17 protein-coding genes and 1 tRNA gene are annotated in these 15,542 nt (G+C 72.1%); 13 read left to right on the forward strand and 5 right to left on the reverse strand.

Annotated elements, in window-relative coordinates:
• Positions 1-95: 95 nt before the first annotated feature.
• The gene (locus ABZ272_RS19855; protein ID WP_355051415.1) at positions 96-527 is read left to right on the forward strand and encodes a hypothetical protein; all 432 of its coding nucleotides are present in this window, start codon (positions 96-98) and stop codon (positions 525-527) included.
• A gap of 26 nt (positions 528-553) precedes the next feature.
• Positions 554-958, forward strand: a complete 405-nt coding sequence (locus ABZ272_RS19860) for a secondary thiamine-phosphate synthase enzyme YjbQ (RefSeq protein ID WP_355051416.1) — start codon at positions 554-556, stop codon at positions 956-958.
• A gap of 50 nt (positions 959-1,008) precedes the next feature.
• Here ABZ272_RS19860 and ABZ272_RS19865 read toward each other — a convergent pair whose 3' ends face one another.
• A complete protein-coding gene (locus ABZ272_RS19865) occupies positions 1,009-1,791 on the reverse strand; it encodes a helix-turn-helix domain-containing protein (protein ID WP_355051417.1) in 783 nt (260 codons plus the stop codon).
• A gap of 111 nt (positions 1,792-1,902) precedes the next feature.
• Between ABZ272_RS19865 and ABZ272_RS19870 the strand changes: the two genes are divergently transcribed.
• The 8 genes from ABZ272_RS19870 (at position 1,903) to ABZ272_RS19905 (ending at position 9,247) form a co-directional block, all read left to right on the forward strand.
• Positions 1,903-3,363 carry an MFS transporter gene (locus tag ABZ272_RS19870; protein WP_355051418.1) on the forward strand — a complete coding sequence of 487 codons (1,461 nt, stop codon included), beginning with the start codon at positions 1,903-1,905 and terminating at the stop codon, positions 3,361-3,363.
• 95 nt (positions 3,364-3,458) lie between these two features.
• Positions 3,459-3,863, forward strand: coding sequence for a MarR family transcriptional regulator (locus tag ABZ272_RS19875; RefSeq protein ID WP_355051498.1), 405 nt, complete (start codon positions 3,459-3,461; stop codon positions 3,861-3,863).
• 51 nt (positions 3,864-3,914) lie between these two features.
• Entirely contained in the window at positions 3,915-6,365 is a 2,451-nt protein-coding gene (locus tag ABZ272_RS19880) for a thiamine pyrophosphate-dependent enzyme (RefSeq protein WP_355051419.1), read from the forward strand.
• 112 nt (positions 6,366-6,477) lie between these two features.
• Complete coding sequence (locus ABZ272_RS19885) at positions 6,478-6,915, forward strand: DUF3052 domain-containing protein (protein ID WP_132237238.1); 438 nt, start codon at positions 6,478-6,480, stop codon at positions 6,913-6,915.
• An 86-nt stretch (positions 6,916-7,001) separates the two neighbouring features.
• A complete protein-coding gene (locus tag ABZ272_RS19890) occupies positions 7,002-7,466 on the forward strand; it encodes a peroxiredoxin (RefSeq protein WP_355051420.1) in 465 nt (154 codons plus the stop codon).
• Between the two features lie 67 nt (positions 7,467-7,533).
• Positions 7,534-7,608 (forward strand) — tRNA-Val (locus ABZ272_RS19895).
• A 148-nt stretch (positions 7,609-7,756) separates the two neighbouring features.
• Positions 7,757-8,521, forward strand: coding sequence for a hypothetical protein (locus tag ABZ272_RS19900; RefSeq protein ID WP_355051421.1), 765 nt, complete (start codon positions 7,757-7,759; stop codon positions 8,519-8,521).
• Positions 8,522-8,710: 189 nt separating this feature from the next.
• Positions 8,711-9,247 (forward strand): hypothetical protein, encoded by a 537-nt coding sequence (locus ABZ272_RS19905; protein ID WP_355051422.1) that lies wholly within the window; start codon positions 8,711-8,713, stop codon positions 9,245-9,247.
• Positions 9,248-9,353: 106 nt separating this feature from the next.
• Here ABZ272_RS19905 and ABZ272_RS19910 read toward each other — a convergent pair whose 3' ends face one another.
• Together ABZ272_RS19910 and ABZ272_RS19915 are read right to left on the reverse strand one after the other, a co-directional pair.
• Positions 9,354-10,799, reverse strand: coding sequence for an RICIN domain-containing protein (locus ABZ272_RS19910; protein ID WP_355051423.1), 1,446 nt, complete (start codon positions 10,797-10,799; stop codon positions 9,354-9,356).
• 191 nt (positions 10,800-10,990) lie between these two features.
• Entirely contained in the window at positions 10,991-11,863 is an 873-nt protein-coding gene (locus ABZ272_RS19915) for a class I SAM-dependent methyltransferase (protein ID WP_355051424.1), read from the reverse strand.
• Between the two features lie 240 nt (positions 11,864-12,103).
• Here ABZ272_RS19915 and ABZ272_RS19920 point away from each other — a divergent pair, with 240 nt between their 5' ends.
• A complete protein-coding gene (locus tag ABZ272_RS19920) occupies positions 12,104-12,655 on the forward strand; it encodes a DinB family protein (protein ID WP_355051425.1) in 552 nt (183 codons plus the stop codon).
• Between the two features lie 61 nt (positions 12,656-12,716).
• On the opposite strand, the gene ABZ272_RS19925 is transcribed toward ABZ272_RS19920, so the two are convergent.
• Positions 12,717-13,175: a hypothetical protein gene (locus ABZ272_RS19925; RefSeq protein WP_355051426.1), complete on the reverse strand. Its 459-nt coding sequence runs from the start codon at positions 13,173-13,175 to the stop codon at positions 12,717-12,719.
• 95 nt (positions 13,176-13,270) lie between these two features.
• Here ABZ272_RS19925 and ABZ272_RS19930 point away from each other — a divergent pair, with 95 nt between their 5' ends.
• Complete coding sequence (locus ABZ272_RS19930) at positions 13,271-13,900, forward strand: HAD-IA family hydrolase (RefSeq protein ID WP_355051427.1); 630 nt, start codon at positions 13,271-13,273, stop codon at positions 13,898-13,900.
• Between the two features lie 11 nt (positions 13,901-13,911).
• Here the strand turns inward: ABZ272_RS19930 and ABZ272_RS19935 are convergent, their stop codons facing one another.
• The gene (locus ABZ272_RS19935; RefSeq protein WP_355051428.1) at positions 13,912-14,844 is read right to left on the reverse strand and encodes a phosphotransferase; all 933 of its coding nucleotides are present in this window, start codon (positions 14,842-14,844) and stop codon (positions 13,912-13,914) included.
• Between the two features lie 94 nt (positions 14,845-14,938).
• Between ABZ272_RS19935 and ABZ272_RS19940 the strand changes: the two genes are divergently transcribed.
• Positions 14,939-15,478 (forward strand): GNAT family N-acetyltransferase, encoded by a 540-nt coding sequence (locus tag ABZ272_RS19940; protein ID WP_355051429.1) that lies wholly within the window; start codon positions 14,939-14,941, stop codon positions 15,476-15,478.
• The last annotated feature ends 64 nt before the right edge of the window (positions 15,479-15,542 follow it).

The following is a 15,542-nucleotide window of genomic DNA, read 5'->3' on the forward strand; positions in this document are numbered from 1 at the left end:
CCCCCGGACGCGATGCTGAACACAGGTACCCGCCGGTAACTTAGCGCTACGGCGGCCGGCTCGCCCGCTTGCCCGGGCTCGCTACGGTGCCGGATATGAACGGGCGGCGGGTGGTCAGCGGCGGCGTCATCCTCTCGGTCGGCGCGCTCGGGGCGCTGTTGTCCGTGCCGGTTCTCCTGGCCGGGGACACCGCCGTGCTGCCGATCACGATTCTCGGCGTCGTGGCGGTGGCGCTCGGCGCCGTCCAACTCCGCGCCGGACTGCGCGCGTCCGCGCCCCGCCGGGGGCCTCGTCGGGTGCCCGGTCCGCGCCGACGGCACGCCGACACCAGCGTCCCCCTGATGTACTACGGCGACTCGGGCGGCGGGGACCGCTCCGACGGCGGCGGTGGCGGCGATTCCGGCGGCGGCGGCTTCTTCGGCGGCGGCGGGGACTCCGGCGGTGGCTTCTTCGGCGGTGGCGGGGACTCCGGCGGTGGCTTCTCCGGCGGTGGCGGCGACTCCGGTGGCGGTGGCGGCGGTTCCTGATCGTCGACTGCGGCAGAATGCGACGTATGCGCAGTGACGTGATCACCGTCCAGACCGGGTCCCGGCCGGCCGTCCGGGACATCACCGCCGAGGCCCAGAGCTTCGTCTCCGGCGAGGGGGACGGTCTGCTGCACGTCTTCGTGCCGCACGCCACCGCCGGGCTGGCGATCATCGAGACCGGGTCGGGCTCCGACGACGACCTGCTCACCGCGATCGACGCGCTGCTGCCCACCGACAACCGCTGGCGACACCGGCACGGCTCGGCGGGTCACGGGCGGGACCACGTCCTACCGGCGTTCGTTCCGCCGTACGCCACGCTGCCGGTGCTCGACGGCCGGCTGGCCCTGGGCACCTGGCAGTCGATCTGCCTCGTCGACACCAACGGCGACAACCCCACCCGCCAGGTCCGCTTCTCGTTCCTGCCCGCCTGATCGCGCGCGGGCCGCCCCCGAGACTGTGCTCGGTCGTCGGCCGGGTGGGGTCAGACCTCTCCCAGCACCCGACGTAGCTGCCCGGGCGTGTGGCCCAGGTGGGCGTGCAGCGTCCGGGTCAGGTGCGCCTGGTCGGCGAAGCCCAGCTCGGCCGCCAGTACGGCGAGGCTCGGCGCCCCTTCGGCCAGCCGGTCGAGCGCACGCCCCACCCGCAGCCGGTTGCGGTAGCGGGTCACCGGCACACCGACCAGCGCCTGGAAGGACCGGCTCAGCCGGTACGGCGACACGCCGAGCGAGCGGGCCAGCGGGACGAGGGCGTCGGTGTGCGGCCCACCGTCGTGCAGCGCCGAGCGGGCCGCCTCCACCATCGCCCGGTCCCGTGGCGGCGCGTCGACCGCCGGACCGGTGGCGGCGCCCACCAGTCGAACCAGGCGTTCGGCGGCGGCGAAGCCCGCGTCGCCGAGGCGTACCGCCCGCAGCAGTCGCCGGTGCGCCAGGTCGATGCGGGCGTCCAGGTGCAGCACCGACGTGGCGGACCGGCCGGCGAGCAGTTCCCGCCACAGCCGGGGCGAGAGATGCACGGAGGTGCAGTCGTCGCCGCCGGCCGGGTGGGCGAACCGTTCCTCCTCGCCCGGCACCGTCAGGTAGCCCACGGTCGGGTCGACGAACTCCTCCCCGCCCCGACCGCGCCGCCGGAAGCCGCCCCGGCGGGCCAACACGATGCCGTGCGCCAAGGCGGGCTCCGGGCGCGACCAGCCGGTGTGGTCGTCCCGGCAGCGCACCGCGTGGACCACGAAGTCGGGCTGGCGCACGAGGGTGTGGCTGCTGCGCATGCCGTCAGGCTAGGCCCACCCGCCGACACGACACGCGACGTCGTACGTCGGATCTGGCGGCCGCAAGGATCGTCAAGACACGCGGCCGCCCAGGTCGCCAGGGTGGCCGGCATGACTTCCACCACGACCACGCAGGGACGCCGCGCCCCGCTCGTCGTCCTGCTCACCGGGCAGGCGATGGCCTCGATGGACACCTCGATCGCGGCGGTCGCCGCCCCGACGATCCGGCTCGACCTGGCTGGGCCGCCGGCACTGGCCCAGCTGGTGTTGGCCGGATACACCCTGGCCTTCGCCGTGCTGGTCGTCACCGGCGCCCGGCTCGGCTCCCGACACGGGCCGGCCCGGGTCTTCCTGCTCGGCCTCACCGGGTTCACCGTGGCGTCGCTGGCCTGTGGCCTCGCGCCGGGTCCGGTGACGTTGGTCGGCGCCCGCGTCGTGCAGGGCGCCATGGCGGCGCTCATGGTGCCGCAGGTCCTCGCCCTCATCCAGGCCACGTACGTGGGCGCTGCCCGAGGTCGGGCGATCGGGGCGTACTCGCTGATCCTGGCGCTCGGTGTCGCGGCCGGGCAGGTGGCCGGCGGCCTGCTCGTCACCCTGGATGCCGGCGGACTGGCCTGGCGTACCGCGTTCCTGGTCAATGTGCCGGTCGGCGCGGTGCTGCTGGTGGCCGGTCGGCGGGCGCTGGCCGCCGTGCCGACGACGGCCGTCCGGCCGGCGGCGCTCGACCTGCCGGGGGTGCTGTTGCTGGCCGCCGCGATGCTGGCCCTGGTGACGCCGGCGGTGCTCGGTCGGGACCTCGGTTGGCCGGACTGGTCGACGCCGGCGGGGGTGGCGGCGGGCGTGATCGGCGTCGGCGTGTTCCTGCGCCACGAGAGCCGCGTGATCCGGCGCGGAGGCACACCGCTGTTGGACGTGGCGGTGCTGACCCGTGCCGGCGTGCCGGCCGGGCTGCTCGCCGCCTGTCTGGTGATGGGTTGTTACGCCGGCTTCCTGTTCACCCTCACCCTGCGGTTGCAGGAGGGGCTCGGTTTCACCGCCCTCGCCGCCGGGCTGGCCTTCCTGCCCTACGCCGCCGGGTTCGCGCTCTGCGGCCTCGCGGTGTCCCGCCTGCCCGCGCGACTGCGCGACGTGCTGCCGCTGCTCGGCCCGCCGCTGTTGGCGGCCGTCGTGCTGCTGGTCGCGATGCTGACGCGGCATGGTTGGCCCTGGCTGCCCGGAAGCCTGTTGCTGCTCGTGGCCGGTGCCGCACACGCCGCCGGCTTCACCCCGCTGGTCGACCGGCTCGCTGCCGCCCTGCCGGCCGGCGCGGCGACCGCGTTCTCCGCGTTGATCTCCACCGGCACCCTGCTGGCCGCGGTGCTCGGCGTGGCCGTCATCGGAGGCCTGCACCTGGCGCGGCCCGACACACCTGCCGCCGCACTGGTGACGGCCGTCCTGCTGGTGACCGCCCCGGTGGCTGCCGGGCGCTGCGCCCGCGCCCTGCGTCGGCCCGCGGGACCGTCGTCCGCCACGACCGATCCGGCGCCATCGTCGGTCGGCGCCCCGGCCGAGGTCAGCGAGCTCGAACGCTGAGCCGGCCGGGCGGACCCGTTGCGTACGATGTCACCGTGACGCCAGCGGACGGGCAGGTGGACCGCGCCGGGTTGGCCGCCGACGTGGTGCGTCGGATGGCGCACCTGACGGCGTCCCTGCGGCATCGGCAGGGCACGGCCTTCGCCGAGTTGGGGCTCACCCCGGCGGCGGCCCGGGCGTTGCACGAGCTGGACCCGGACCGGCCCCTGCCGGCACGTGACCTCGCCGACCGGCTGAGCTGTGACCGGTCGAACGTGACCGCGTTGGTCGACAAGCTGGAGCAGGCCGGCCTGGTCGAGCGTCGGACCGACCCGGCCGACCGCCGGCAGAAGACGCTCGTGGTGACCGGGGAAGGCCGCGTCGTACGGGACCGGGTGGCCGAGGTGATGTCCGACTCCCGACTTCTCGCCGGCCTGCGCGACGAGGAGCTGTCCACCCTGCGTGACCTGGTGTGGAAGGTGTCCGACGGCGGTTGGCCGGAGCCGTGCGACCCGCAGTGAGTCGACCCGTGCCGGCCGTGTCCCACTGGGCGACGGTGGCCCGCGTCGGTAATGCTGTCGGACGTGACCACCCCGCAAGATCTCGACGACCGGTTCCGCGAGACGCTGGCGGCGCTACCCGCCGCACCGCAACGGCGTGACCTCGCCGATCCGGTCACCGACGATGCCCCGCTGACCGGCGCCCAACTGCTCGACCTGTTCGACGCGCAGGTGGCCAGCCGGCAGCTCGACCTGGCCGGGCGCTGGCTGCGCAGCTTCGGGGAGGGCTTCTACACCATCGGCTCGTCCGGGCACGAGGGCAACGCGGCGGTCGCCGCCGCGCTGCGCCCCACCGATCCCGCGCTGCTGCACTACCGCTCCGGGGCGTTCTACTGCGTGCGGGCGGCCCAGGTCGCCGCCGCCGTTCCGGCGTCCGCCGCCGACACCCCGACGCCCGCCGTGGACGATCCGGAGCCCGCCGCCGAGGCCCCGGAGTCGGCCTCCGACGCCGAGCCGGCCGGGTCCGCGACCCCCACCGGTGGGTTCGGGGGGTACGCGGAGGCCGCCCGGGACGTGCTGCGGGGCATGGTCGCGTCCAGCGAGGAGCCGATCGCCGGTGGCCGGCACAAGGTGTTCGGCCGGGCCGACCTGGCCGTCGTGCCGACCACCTCGACCATCGCCTCGCACCTGCCCCGCGCGGTCGGAATGGGGCTGGCCGTGGAGCGGCTGCGCCGGCTGGACACCGCCGGGCGGCGTACCGGGACGGGCGTACGGGTCGGCAGCGGCGCTGGCGCGGCCCACGTCCCGTGGCCGCCGGATGCCATCGTGGTCTGCTCGTTCGGCGACGCGTCGGTCAACCACGCCAGCGCCACCGCCGCCTTCAACACCGCCGGCTGGTACGACCACGCCGGCCTGCGCATCCCGGTGCTCTTCGTCTGCGAGGACAACGGGCTGGGCATCAGCGTCCGCTCGCCGGAGGGCTGGGTGGAGGCGACGCTGCGCGCGAAGCCGGGCATCCGCTACTTCAGCGCGGACGGCGCCGACCCGCTGCGGGCGTACACGGTGGCGCGGGAGGCGGCGGCCTGGGTACGCCGGTACCGGCGGCCCGCCGTGCTGCACCTGCGCACGGTCCGGCTCATGGGCCACGCCGGGGCGGACGCGGAGTCGGCGTACCGCAGCCCGGCCGAGCTGGCCGAGGACCTGGACCGGGACCCGGTGGTCGCCACCGCGCGGCTGCTCGTCGAGGCCGGTGTGGCGACCGCCGACGAGCTGCTGGCCTGGTACGACGAGACGGGCTGGCAGGTACGCCGGCTCGCCGAGGAGGTGCTGGGCGAGCCGAAGCTGGCCTCCGCGGCCGACGTGGTGTCGGCGCTGGCGCCCCGCCGCCCGGTGCGGGTCGCGCGGGCCGTGGCCGACGCGGCGGCCCGGGCCAGCGGGCCGGGCGCGGGGGCCCGCGAGGAGGCGTTCGGCGGCAAGCCGCCCGAGCTGGTCGGCCCGATGACCCTGGCGCAGAGCATCAACGCGGCGCTCGCCGACGGGCTGCTCGACCATCCCCAGATGGCCGTCTTCGGCGAGGACGTGGCCGCCAAGGGCGGGGTGTACGGCGTCACGAAGGGCCTGCGCGACCGCTTCGGGGCGGCCCGCGTCTTCGACACCCTGCTGGACGAGACGTCCGTGCTGGGGCTCGGCCTCGGCGCCGGGCTGGCCGGGATGCTGCCGGTGCCGGAGATCCAGTACCTGGCGTACCTGCACAACGCCGAGGACCAGCTCCGCGGCGAGGCCGCCACCATGCAGTTCTTCTCGCGGGGCGCCTTCCGCAACCCGATGGTGGTGCGGGTCGCCGGACTGGCGTACCAGGAGGGGTTCGGCGGGCACTTCCACAACGACAACTCGGTGGCCGTACTCCGGGATGTTCCCGGTCTTGTGGTCGCGGTGCCGGCGCGGCCGGACGACGCCGCGCCCATGCTGCGGACCTGTCTGGCGAGTGCGGCGGTGGACGGCAGCGTGTGTGTGTTCCTGGAGCCGATCGCGCTGTACCACACCCGCGACCTGTATGCCGATGGTGACGGTGAGTGGCTGGCCGGCTATCCCGAGCCGGGCTCGTGGGTGGCCGGGCACGTGCCGATCGGCCGGGCCCGGGTCTACCGGGTCGGGTCGGCCGACGACCTGACGATCATCACGTTCGGTAACGGCGTGCGGATGTCGCTGCGGGCCGCAGCCGTGCTCGCCGAGGAGGGCGTCGGCACCCGCGTGGTGGACCTGCGCTGGCTGGCGCCCCTGCCGGTGGCCGACATCATCCGGGAGTCCTCGGCGACCGGCCGGGTGCTGGTGGTGGACGAGACACGCCGGTCAGGCGGGGTCGGCGAGGGCGTCATCGCCGCCCTGGTCGACGGCGGATATGTGGGCGCAGCGCGGCGGGTGGCCGGAGTTGACTCGTTTGTACCATTAGGTCCGGCGGCACGTCATGTTCTGGTCTCCCCGGAAGCCATTACCGACGGTGCCCGTACGCTGCTGGCACGGTAAATTCCGTTCCACCCGGTGCGCCACTTGCGCGCAGACCCACAACTGTGTGGACTTTGCCTGACGGCGTCGGTCCGACGCCGCGAGCAGGGACGAGATGAGGAGGCACGCGACAGTGAGCGCGACCGCTGGTCAGGCCGCCGACGGGGTACGCAGCCTGGCGGACCGGTTCGGCATCGAACCGGGGATGGTCGTCATGGAGATGGGGTACGACGACGACGTCGACCAGGATCTCCGCGACGCCCTGACCGACCGCTGTGGAGATCTGGTCGACGAGGACACCGACGAGGTGGTCGACGCGGTGCTCGTGTGGTACCGCGACGGCGACGGTGACCTCTTCGAGCTGCTCGTCGACGCCCTCGGCCCGCTGGCCGACAACGGGGTCGTGTGGCTGCTCACCCCGAAGGCGGGGCGCGAGGGGCACGTCGAGCCGAGCGAGGTCGCGGAGTCCGCGCCCACCGCCGGTCTCCAGCAGACCTCGACCGTCAACGCCGGCCGCGACTGGAGCGGCGCCCGCCTGGTGCTGCGCCGAGGGGCCAAGGGCAAGAAGTAACCCACCCTCGTCCCCTCGCGCCCCGGCGGTTCGCCGCCGGGCGCGCTGGGCTGACCTCGTCCCCCGAGTCGACCCGAGGAGTTCGCATGCCGATCGAGGTGGGCGCCGAGGCGCCGGACTTCGTGCTGAAGGACCAGAACAACCAGCAGGTCCGACTCTCGGACTTCCGCGGCCGGCGCGCCGTGCTGCTGGTCTTCTACCCGCTCGCGTTCACCGGCACCTGCCAGGGCGAGCTGGCCGAGGTGCGGGACAACCTCGACGAGTACGCCAACGACGACGTCCAGGTGCTGACGGTCAGCGTCGACTCGGTCTACAGCCACAAGATCTGGGCCGACCGGGAGGGCTACCAGTTCCCGATGCTGGCCGACTTCTGGCCGCACGGCGGCGTCGCTGCGCTGTACGGGGTCTTCAACGACGTGGCCGGCTTCGCCAACCGGGGTACCTTCGTCATCGACAAGGCCGGCGTGGTCCGCTTCGCCGAGATGAACGGCCCCGGCGAGGCCCGCGACCAGCAGGGCTGGCGCAAAGCCATCGCCGACCTGACGGCCTGATGCGGCCGGGCCGGCGGCGAGCAGGTAGGCTTGCCAGCCACCGGCCCGCCGCAGACGGGGCGTTCCGGGGCGCGTAGCTCAGCGGGAGAGCACTCGCCTTACAAGCGAGGGGTCGCAGGTTCGAAACCTGCCGCGCCCACCAATCACCAACAGCCAAACCCGCCCGGATCACTGCCCGGAGACCTTGGTTACAGATCGGTCTGAGAACGTCTGTGACCCCTTTGGCTAGACGATCCTGTCCGCCAGGTGGCGCGCGAAAGGTGGCCCGCCGCAGAACTGGAGGAAGCGACGTGGGCGCGAAGACAGCCCTTCTGGCGTTCGCCGACGGCGACATCCGTCCGGCGCTGCGCGGCGCGCCGCGGTCAGAGCGAGCCGAGACCGAAGCGTTGGTACGTCGAATCCACCCCGGCTACGTGGTCGAACCCGCTGATGACAACACCTTGCTCGACGGCACCTACCCGCCAGATGACTTCGTGTACGCCACGGTCATGGCCGGGGTAGAGCTGTACTGCGACCGACGGCTCATGCTCGATCGCCCTTCTGAGCTACCGGAGCACCTGCGCGGCGCTGGAGCAGGCCGCCGAATCATCGTCCACGGGATGCACTCGGTCGTGGACTGGCTCGGCTTCGCGGTGTGGGAGGACGGCGTGCTGATCAGATCGCTGAGCTTGTCGCCCGATAGCGGCATCCAGGAGAACATCGGCAAGCCCTACGACTTCGAGTTGCCGTACTGGGCCGGTGAACATTCCGTCGAGCCAATACCCGGCTGGCATAACCAGGACCCCTACCCGCTGCCGTTCCATCCCCTCGACCTCGGCGAGGAAGCGTTGCGTGCGCTGTTCGGTTTCATCATCGAGGGCCATCCTTCCCCCGACGACATCGACGCTGACGCCGTTCATCTGCACGGCTTTCGCGTGACCGACCCGTCCAACGAGGAACTGACTGACGCTGGCGGTGCTGTCCTGAACACTTTGCACAGGACATCTTGGCGAAGCTCGAACCCCACGGGAGCAGCTCTTCCTGGTCCGGGTTCGCCTAGCAGTTTGTGCTCCTAGGGGAGGTTTCGTCCGACGGCCCGGCACGGAATGTCAACGGCATGGCCCTGAGCGTCAACTATGTTCTTGCATCGACTGTCATGATTTAATGCATCGGTCCGGATGCGTGGACCCGCCGAAAGTGCTGGTCTCCATGCGGCCCAGGTCGGCCGTCAGGTACGACATCAGCAAGGACAACGGGGAGCGAGAATGGGTTTTGCACTGAAGCGTCGACTACGTCGTATTGCTGCCGGACTTCTGGCCAGCATCGCCGTGGCTGGCACCCTGGTCGTTTCGTCCGCCGCACCGGCCAGCGCGGACCACTACACGTCGTGGACGTACGTGAGGAACGCGGCAACACTGGATTGCCTGGCCACCGACTGGAGCACCCGCGTCTACACCTTCACCGGCTGCGATGGGCCGCAGCGGTGGCGACTGCAATTCCTCGACGCCTACCCGGGAACCCTCATGCTGCAGAACGAGGCGACCCTACGCTGCCTGAAGCAGGTGGACTTCTATCGGGTGGTCAGCGCTTCCTGCGACGGGTCCATAATCGAGTTCCGGTGGCGATCGCGTGGGGAGTTCATCTCTAGCGCCAACACCGGCGGTCTCCTCGTCACGGACTTCACCCGCAAGGTTTCTCTGTACAATTCGGACTCTTGGCCCAGTAATCAGACCTGGGGCCTACCCTACTTCTTCTCTGCTACCTCAGGAAATCTGCCGCCGAATGTGAGCCTCGTTCGTTAGGTCGGTGCGGCACGACGAGATGTGACGAACCACGAGTGGGCTGTGCTGGCGCTGTTTCTGCCAGCACAGCCCTCGTCATCCTGCTGCAGGATGCGTGCCGGCGGTGTCAGGACTGGGTCCGGGTCCACTGCTGGTTGGCGCCGGTTCCGCAGGTGTACTGGGTGATGTCGGTGCCGTCTGCCGTGCCGCTGCTCACCACGTCCAGGCACTTGCCGCTGTGTCGGGCGCGCAGGTGGTAGTAGCTGCCGGTGGCGACCCACTGCCACTGCTGGTTGGTGCCCCCGCCGCAGGTGTACTGGACGACGTTGGCGTTGTTGGCGGTGGAGGCGTTGGCGACGTCGAGGCATTTGCCGCTGTTCTGGTTGACGATCCGGAAGTAGCCGTCGCCGGTGTCGCGGAACTCCCACTTCTGGTTCGCGCCTCCGTTCCAGGACCACTGTTTGACTTCGGCGTTGTCGGTGACGGCGTGGTCCATCACGTCGACCACCTTGCCGCTGTTGCGGTTGGTGATGCGGTAGGAGAGCGGCGCCTCTCCGGTGACGGTGCCTGCGGCGGCGTCGATGGTGATGGTGGGATACCAGGTCAGGCTCATGGTCGTGGCGGTGAGGAAGGTGATCGGCAACCACACGTACTGGGAGTCGTTGACCGGCCCGCCCCAGGCTCCGGCCCAGCGGTCGCCGAGGTAGAGGTAGCTCGTCGTCGACGTGCCCTGGATGGGGAGCACGAAGGCCGACTGGGAGCGGAAGGTGGTCGAGTCGGCGACGTTGGTCATGCCGGTCCACGGACCGGAAATGCTGGACGCCGTGGCGTACCTGGCCTGGTTCGGGCTCCAACCGGTCAGGCCCGAGGTGAGCAGGAAGTAGGTGCTACCGCGCTTGAACAGGGCCGGCGCCTCACGGTTGCCGTCGTTCCAGAAGTTGCCGACCAGGGTGGCCGCGGTGAGGTAGTCGGCGCTGAGGCGGTAGATGAGCAGGTCGCGGTTCTCGTCGCCAGCGGAGATCATGTAGGCGGTGCCGCCGTCGTTGTAGAGCGTGATGTCCCGCGACATGTTCCCTAGGGGCCGGAAGCTGCCGTGGTAGGTGTAGGTGCCGTCCACGGTGGCCGAGGAGGCCACGGCGGCCCTGGCCTCGCCGTAGTCGGAGCCGTTCTCCTTGTGCATCCACATCACGTACCGGTTGGTGCTGGCGTTGTAGATGACCTTTGGCCGCTCGATGTTGGCCGATTGCAGTTCCGCCGCCGACGACTGGGTCAGTACGTTGTTGCGGAACTCCCAGTCGCGCAGGTTGGTGGAGCGGTAGACGGAGACCGCCCGGAACGTGTTGTTGGCGTTGCGGTTCTCACCGAACCAGTAGTAGTAGTCGCCGACCTTGAGGACCCCACCGCCATGCGCGTGCAGCACGTTGCCGGCGGTGTCGGTGAACTGCGTGCCGTTGGGGATCGTGACCGGCGCGGCCTGGGCCGGGGCGGCGGCCAGGGTGGTGACCGCGACGATCGCCGTTCCGACCAGGGCGAGCGCCGCCACCAGGGATGGAACTAGTTTGTTGCGTCTCACTACGTTCGTCCTTCCGTAGGCGGGCGGCGACCGCCACCGTCCGAACCGATTCGCTCATCAATGTACATCCATTCACGTCGATGAAAGTCGATGGTGATCAGCGGTGGCGCGGTGCCGCCGTGGGCCGACCGACCGTGGTGCAGGATGCAGCGGTGACGCCCATCGGTTGGTCGACTGACCTCGGACGAGCGTTACGAGCGATCGGCGACCATCACCCGGCTGTGTGCCAGGGACGTGGTCCTGCGGATCGGCAGGGACAGCTCTCGCGCCGTCTCGAGCAGGTCGTGGTCGCCGGTGACCGTGAAGCCGTGCCGGGCGAGCAACGCGGCCATGGCGGCCGGCGTCCAGGTCGAGCGCCACGGCTCGGTCGCCCAGAAGCTGCGCCTTCCGGTGGACGCCATCAGCACCCGTGCGACGAGCCGGCCCAGCGTCAGGGACGTCCCGGGTAGCTGGAAGTTGACGACGAGGCGGCTCGTCGGGGCCGAGCAGGCGGCGAGCGCGGCGACCGTCGTGGACACCTCCGTCGTGGTCAGGTACGGCACGACGCCCTCCCAGATCCACGTCGTCGGCTCGTCGGGGCGGTGCCCGGCGGCGGCCAGCGCCTCGGCGAGCCGGTCCCGGCCGAAGTCCACCGCCACGAATGTCGGGGCAGTGCCGGCCAGTACCTCGGCGCGTTCGCGTTTGTCGCGTTGGCTTGCCGGCTGGTCGACCTCGAAGACCGTCCGGCCCACGAGTTCCGGCATCCGCCAGGCCCGACCATCCAGCCCGGCCCCGAGGATCACCACCTGCGGGCTCGGGTGGGCACGTACGGCGTCGTCGATCGCCACCGTGCGGGGCACGATCATGTCGGCGCAGGCCCGTACCGTCTCGAAGTCGACCCGGTGTCGCCACGACTGGGGTACGGCATCGTCGCGTACCCGATCGACGGCCTCCCGCTCGGCGGCGCGGAGCAGGCGCATGGCCGTCGGGTCCGCGAAACGGCCAGGAGCGACCAGGCCGTCCGCCGCCGCGCGGCCCTGGCAGACGAGCACCGCCGTACGGCTCGCGGCTGGCGTCTTCGACATCGCTCGCGCTCCCGTCCGGGTCCCGGCATCTGCTATGCGTGCCGACGGTACCGCCGCGCGGAGCCGCTTGACCGCACCCGATAGCCTTCGCGGCTATGGGCGCGATCAAACCATGGCACCTTGCGGTCCTCAGCCTCTGCTGCCTGCTTCCGTTCACGGCGGCAGTCGCTGGCGGAGTCTGGGCCGTACTCCGCAAGCGCAACCGACGCTGAGCCCGGTCGGCCCGTAGTGTCAACGGCTATGACCAACGCGGACGAGCACGGTCACCCCGAGCCGCCGATCGCGGGCGACGAGACTGCCACCCTGCTCGGCTCCCTCGACCGGCAGCGCGCCACCCTGGCCTGGAAGACCGGCGGGCTCGACGCGGCCGGCCTGCGGGCGACGCTCGGCCCGTCGTCGATCACCCTGGGCGGGCTGCTCAAGCATCTGGCCCTGGTCGAGGACCTCTACTTCTCCTTCAAGTTGGCCGGGCGCTCACCGGGACCGCCGTGGGAGACGGTCGACTGGGACGCCAACCCGGGCTGGGAGTGGCGTTCGGCCGCCGAGGACACCCCGGAGCAGCTCTACACGCTGTGGCGGGAGGCCGTGGCACGGTCGCGCGCCACGGTGGCCGAGTTGCTGGCCGACGGTGGCCCGGAGCAGTTGGCCCGGGGCGAGTGGCCCGACGGCCAGGTGCCCAGCCTGCGGCGGGTCCTGGTCGACCTCATCGAGGAGTACGCGCGGCACGTCGGGCACGCCGACCTGATCCGCGAGTCGGTGGACGGGCTGACCGGCGAGGACCCGCCCCGCTGAGCGCCACGGGTGCCGTCAGAATGGGCGCGTGCAGGACACCGTCGCCATCGCGCTGATCACGTCACTGTCCACGCTGAGCGCCGCCGCCCTGACCGGGCTGATCGCCGCCCGCAGCACCCGCCGGCAGCTCGCCCACCAGCTCACCCTCGCCCGCGAGGAGAGCGCCGACCGGGCCGCGACCCGGCGCGAGGAGCTGCGGCGTGACGCGTACGTCGGGTTCCTCGGCGCCTGCGACGCGGCGTACCGGCGGCTGGACCGGCGGTGGGTCGAGCCGGGCGCGGACGCGGTGACGCCCGGCTACGACGAGACGTACGCGGCGATGCGCGCCGTGGACGAGGCGTACAACCTGGTGTTGCTCCAGGGCCCGGCGGACGTCGCGGCGGCGGGCCGGTCGGTGGTGGCCAGCCTGACGACGGGAGTACGCCGAGCAGCGCCGGCTCGCCGCCGAGCCAGGCGATCCGGCGGCGGCGCTACGCGACCGGCACCGGGAGCGGTGGCTCGCGGCCATCGAGGTACGCACGGACCGCCGCGTCGCGTTCGTCGACGTCGCGCGTCCCGCCGTCGACCGCGAGGGGTGACCGCGTGCCCCCTATGCTCGGGCGGGGAGGTGGTCAGGTGGATCTGTCCGGCATCGGCGCGGTGCTCTTCGACATGGACGGCACCCTGGTGGACTCCGACGCCGCCGTCGAGCGGGCCTGGGAGCGGTGGGCGTCCGAGTACGCCGTCGAACCGGCGGCGGCCCTCGCGATCGCGCACGGCAGACCCGCCGACCAGACGATCCGTCGGCTCCTTCCCGCGCTCGACGAGGCGGCGGTCGCCGTGGCGGCGGCACGGCAGTTGGCGTTGCAGTACGACGACCTGTCCGACGTGACCGCCACCCCGGGCGCCCATGAGCTGCTGTCGACGTTGGCCCGGTCGGGGTTGCCCTGGGCGGTGGTGACCAGCGCCGACGTGCGGTTGGCCGAGGCCCGGCTCGGTGCCGCCGGCATCGTGCCACCCGTGTTGGTGACGGTCCAGGACGTGCGCGAGGGCAAGCCGGCGCCGGAGGGTTACCTCCGCGCCGCCGCGTTGCTCGACGTGCCACCGGCGCGCTGCCTGGTCGTCGAGGACGCCGAGGTGGGGTTGCGGGCCGGGCGCGCGGCCGGCGCGATGACCGCCGCGCTGAAAGGGCTCGACGGCGACGTACGCCTGGACGACCTGGGGCAGTTGGCCCGCCGGTTCCAGGCGGCGACGGCCGCGAGCTGACCGGTCGGGCGTCAGCCGAGGCGGGCTGTCAGCCAGGGCAGCAGGGCGTCGGCCTGGGCCTGCTGGAACGCCCGCAGGGTGGGGATGCCGGGCGGTGGGGGACGGCGGGCGCGGTCGGCCAGGAAGCCGGCCAGCCCGGCGTACACGCCGGTGATCGCGGCCGGGTCGACGTCGGCGGTGAGCGGCAGCCGGCGCAGCATCGCCTCGGTGTCGTGCCCGCCGTGCAGCCGGACGTTCACCAGCAGCAGCGCCGTGTCCAGCCAGGCGGGCCCCCGGCAGGCCCACGGCCAGTCGACCACAGTCACCGTGCCGGCGGCGTCGAACAGCAGGTTGTCGGCCCGTACGTCGACGTGGCAGAGCGTGTCCCCGGCGAGCGCGGCGACGCCCTCGTCGGCGGCCGCGCGCAGCTCGTCCAGGTGGGCGCGGGCCCACGGATCGAGTCGTGGCGGCGGGTCGGCGGCGATCCGGTGCCAGCCCGCGAAGTCGTCCGCAAGCAGCTCGGCGGCGGTCGGCACGTGTGCGACGGGGCTCGGGGTGAGCGCGACGGCCATCGCCTCCAGGGCGTCCATGACCCGGGTCAGCTCGTCGGCCCGCCACGGGGTGGCCGGGTGTCGGCCGTCCACGTCGGAGAAGACCAGCGCCACCCAGTCGCCGTCGTCGTGGCAACCCAGCAGGCGGGGCGTCGGCGCGGTCGCCGGGAGCGCGCCGGCGACACGGGCTTCGGCGCGGTGCATGACCGGACTGTCCGGGTTCAACGCCGGGTTGACCGCCTTCACGAACGCCCGCCGGCCGGTCGCGGTACGGACCCGGTCGGCGGTGCCCGGCGAGTAACCACCCGACTGGGAGACCGCCTCGACCACCCGGTCGCCGATGATCTCCTCGACCGCGGACCGTACCGTCGCCGGCAGATCACCCCAACCGATCCGCGTCGCTGTTCCCTGCATCCCGCCACGGTGCGCCCGACCGCTTCCGACGAACAACCCATTTCCCTGCGGCGCTTTCGCGGGTCAGGGCCCGGTGGTCGGTATCCCGGTGGCGATGTCCCGCCTGGTTCTGCTGCACTACGCGCCGGACCGGACGACGAAGGAGAGGCCCCCGGTGGAGTTGACGTTGACGCCGATGACCGAGCAGGAGTTGGTGCGGCTGCGGGAACCCCTGGAGGTCGGGTACGCCGAGGATCTCGTCGCGCACCGCGGCCTGACCCCGGAGGCGGCCCGGGAGCGGTCGGACGAGCAGCTCCGGGAGCTGCTGCCGGCGGGCGCGGCCACCGAGCGGGCACTGTTGCGGGTGGGGCGGGTCGACGACACCGAGGTCGGTTGGATCTGGGTCAACCTGCCGGCGAGCGCCGAGACCCGACAGGCCTGGATCTACAACATCGAGGTACATCCGGCGCACCGGGGACGCGGACACGCACGGCGGATGATCCAGCTCGTCGAGGCCGAACTGGCCGAACTGGGCGTACCCGAGCTGGGGTTGAACGTCTTCGGCACGAACACCGTGGCGATCGGCCTCTACCGCAGCCTGGGCTTCGAGGTCACCGCGCAGCAGATGGCGAAGCGGATCGACCCACCGAGCTGAACCGGGACTGTTCACCTGCCCAGCGGGAAACCCGCGCGGACCGCACCTGGGGAGGAGCGAGGAG

This window comes from Micromonospora sp. NPDC005979, assembly GCF_040614415.1.
Lineage (GTDB): Bacteria > Actinomycetota > Actinomycetes > Mycobacteriales > Micromonosporaceae > Micromonospora.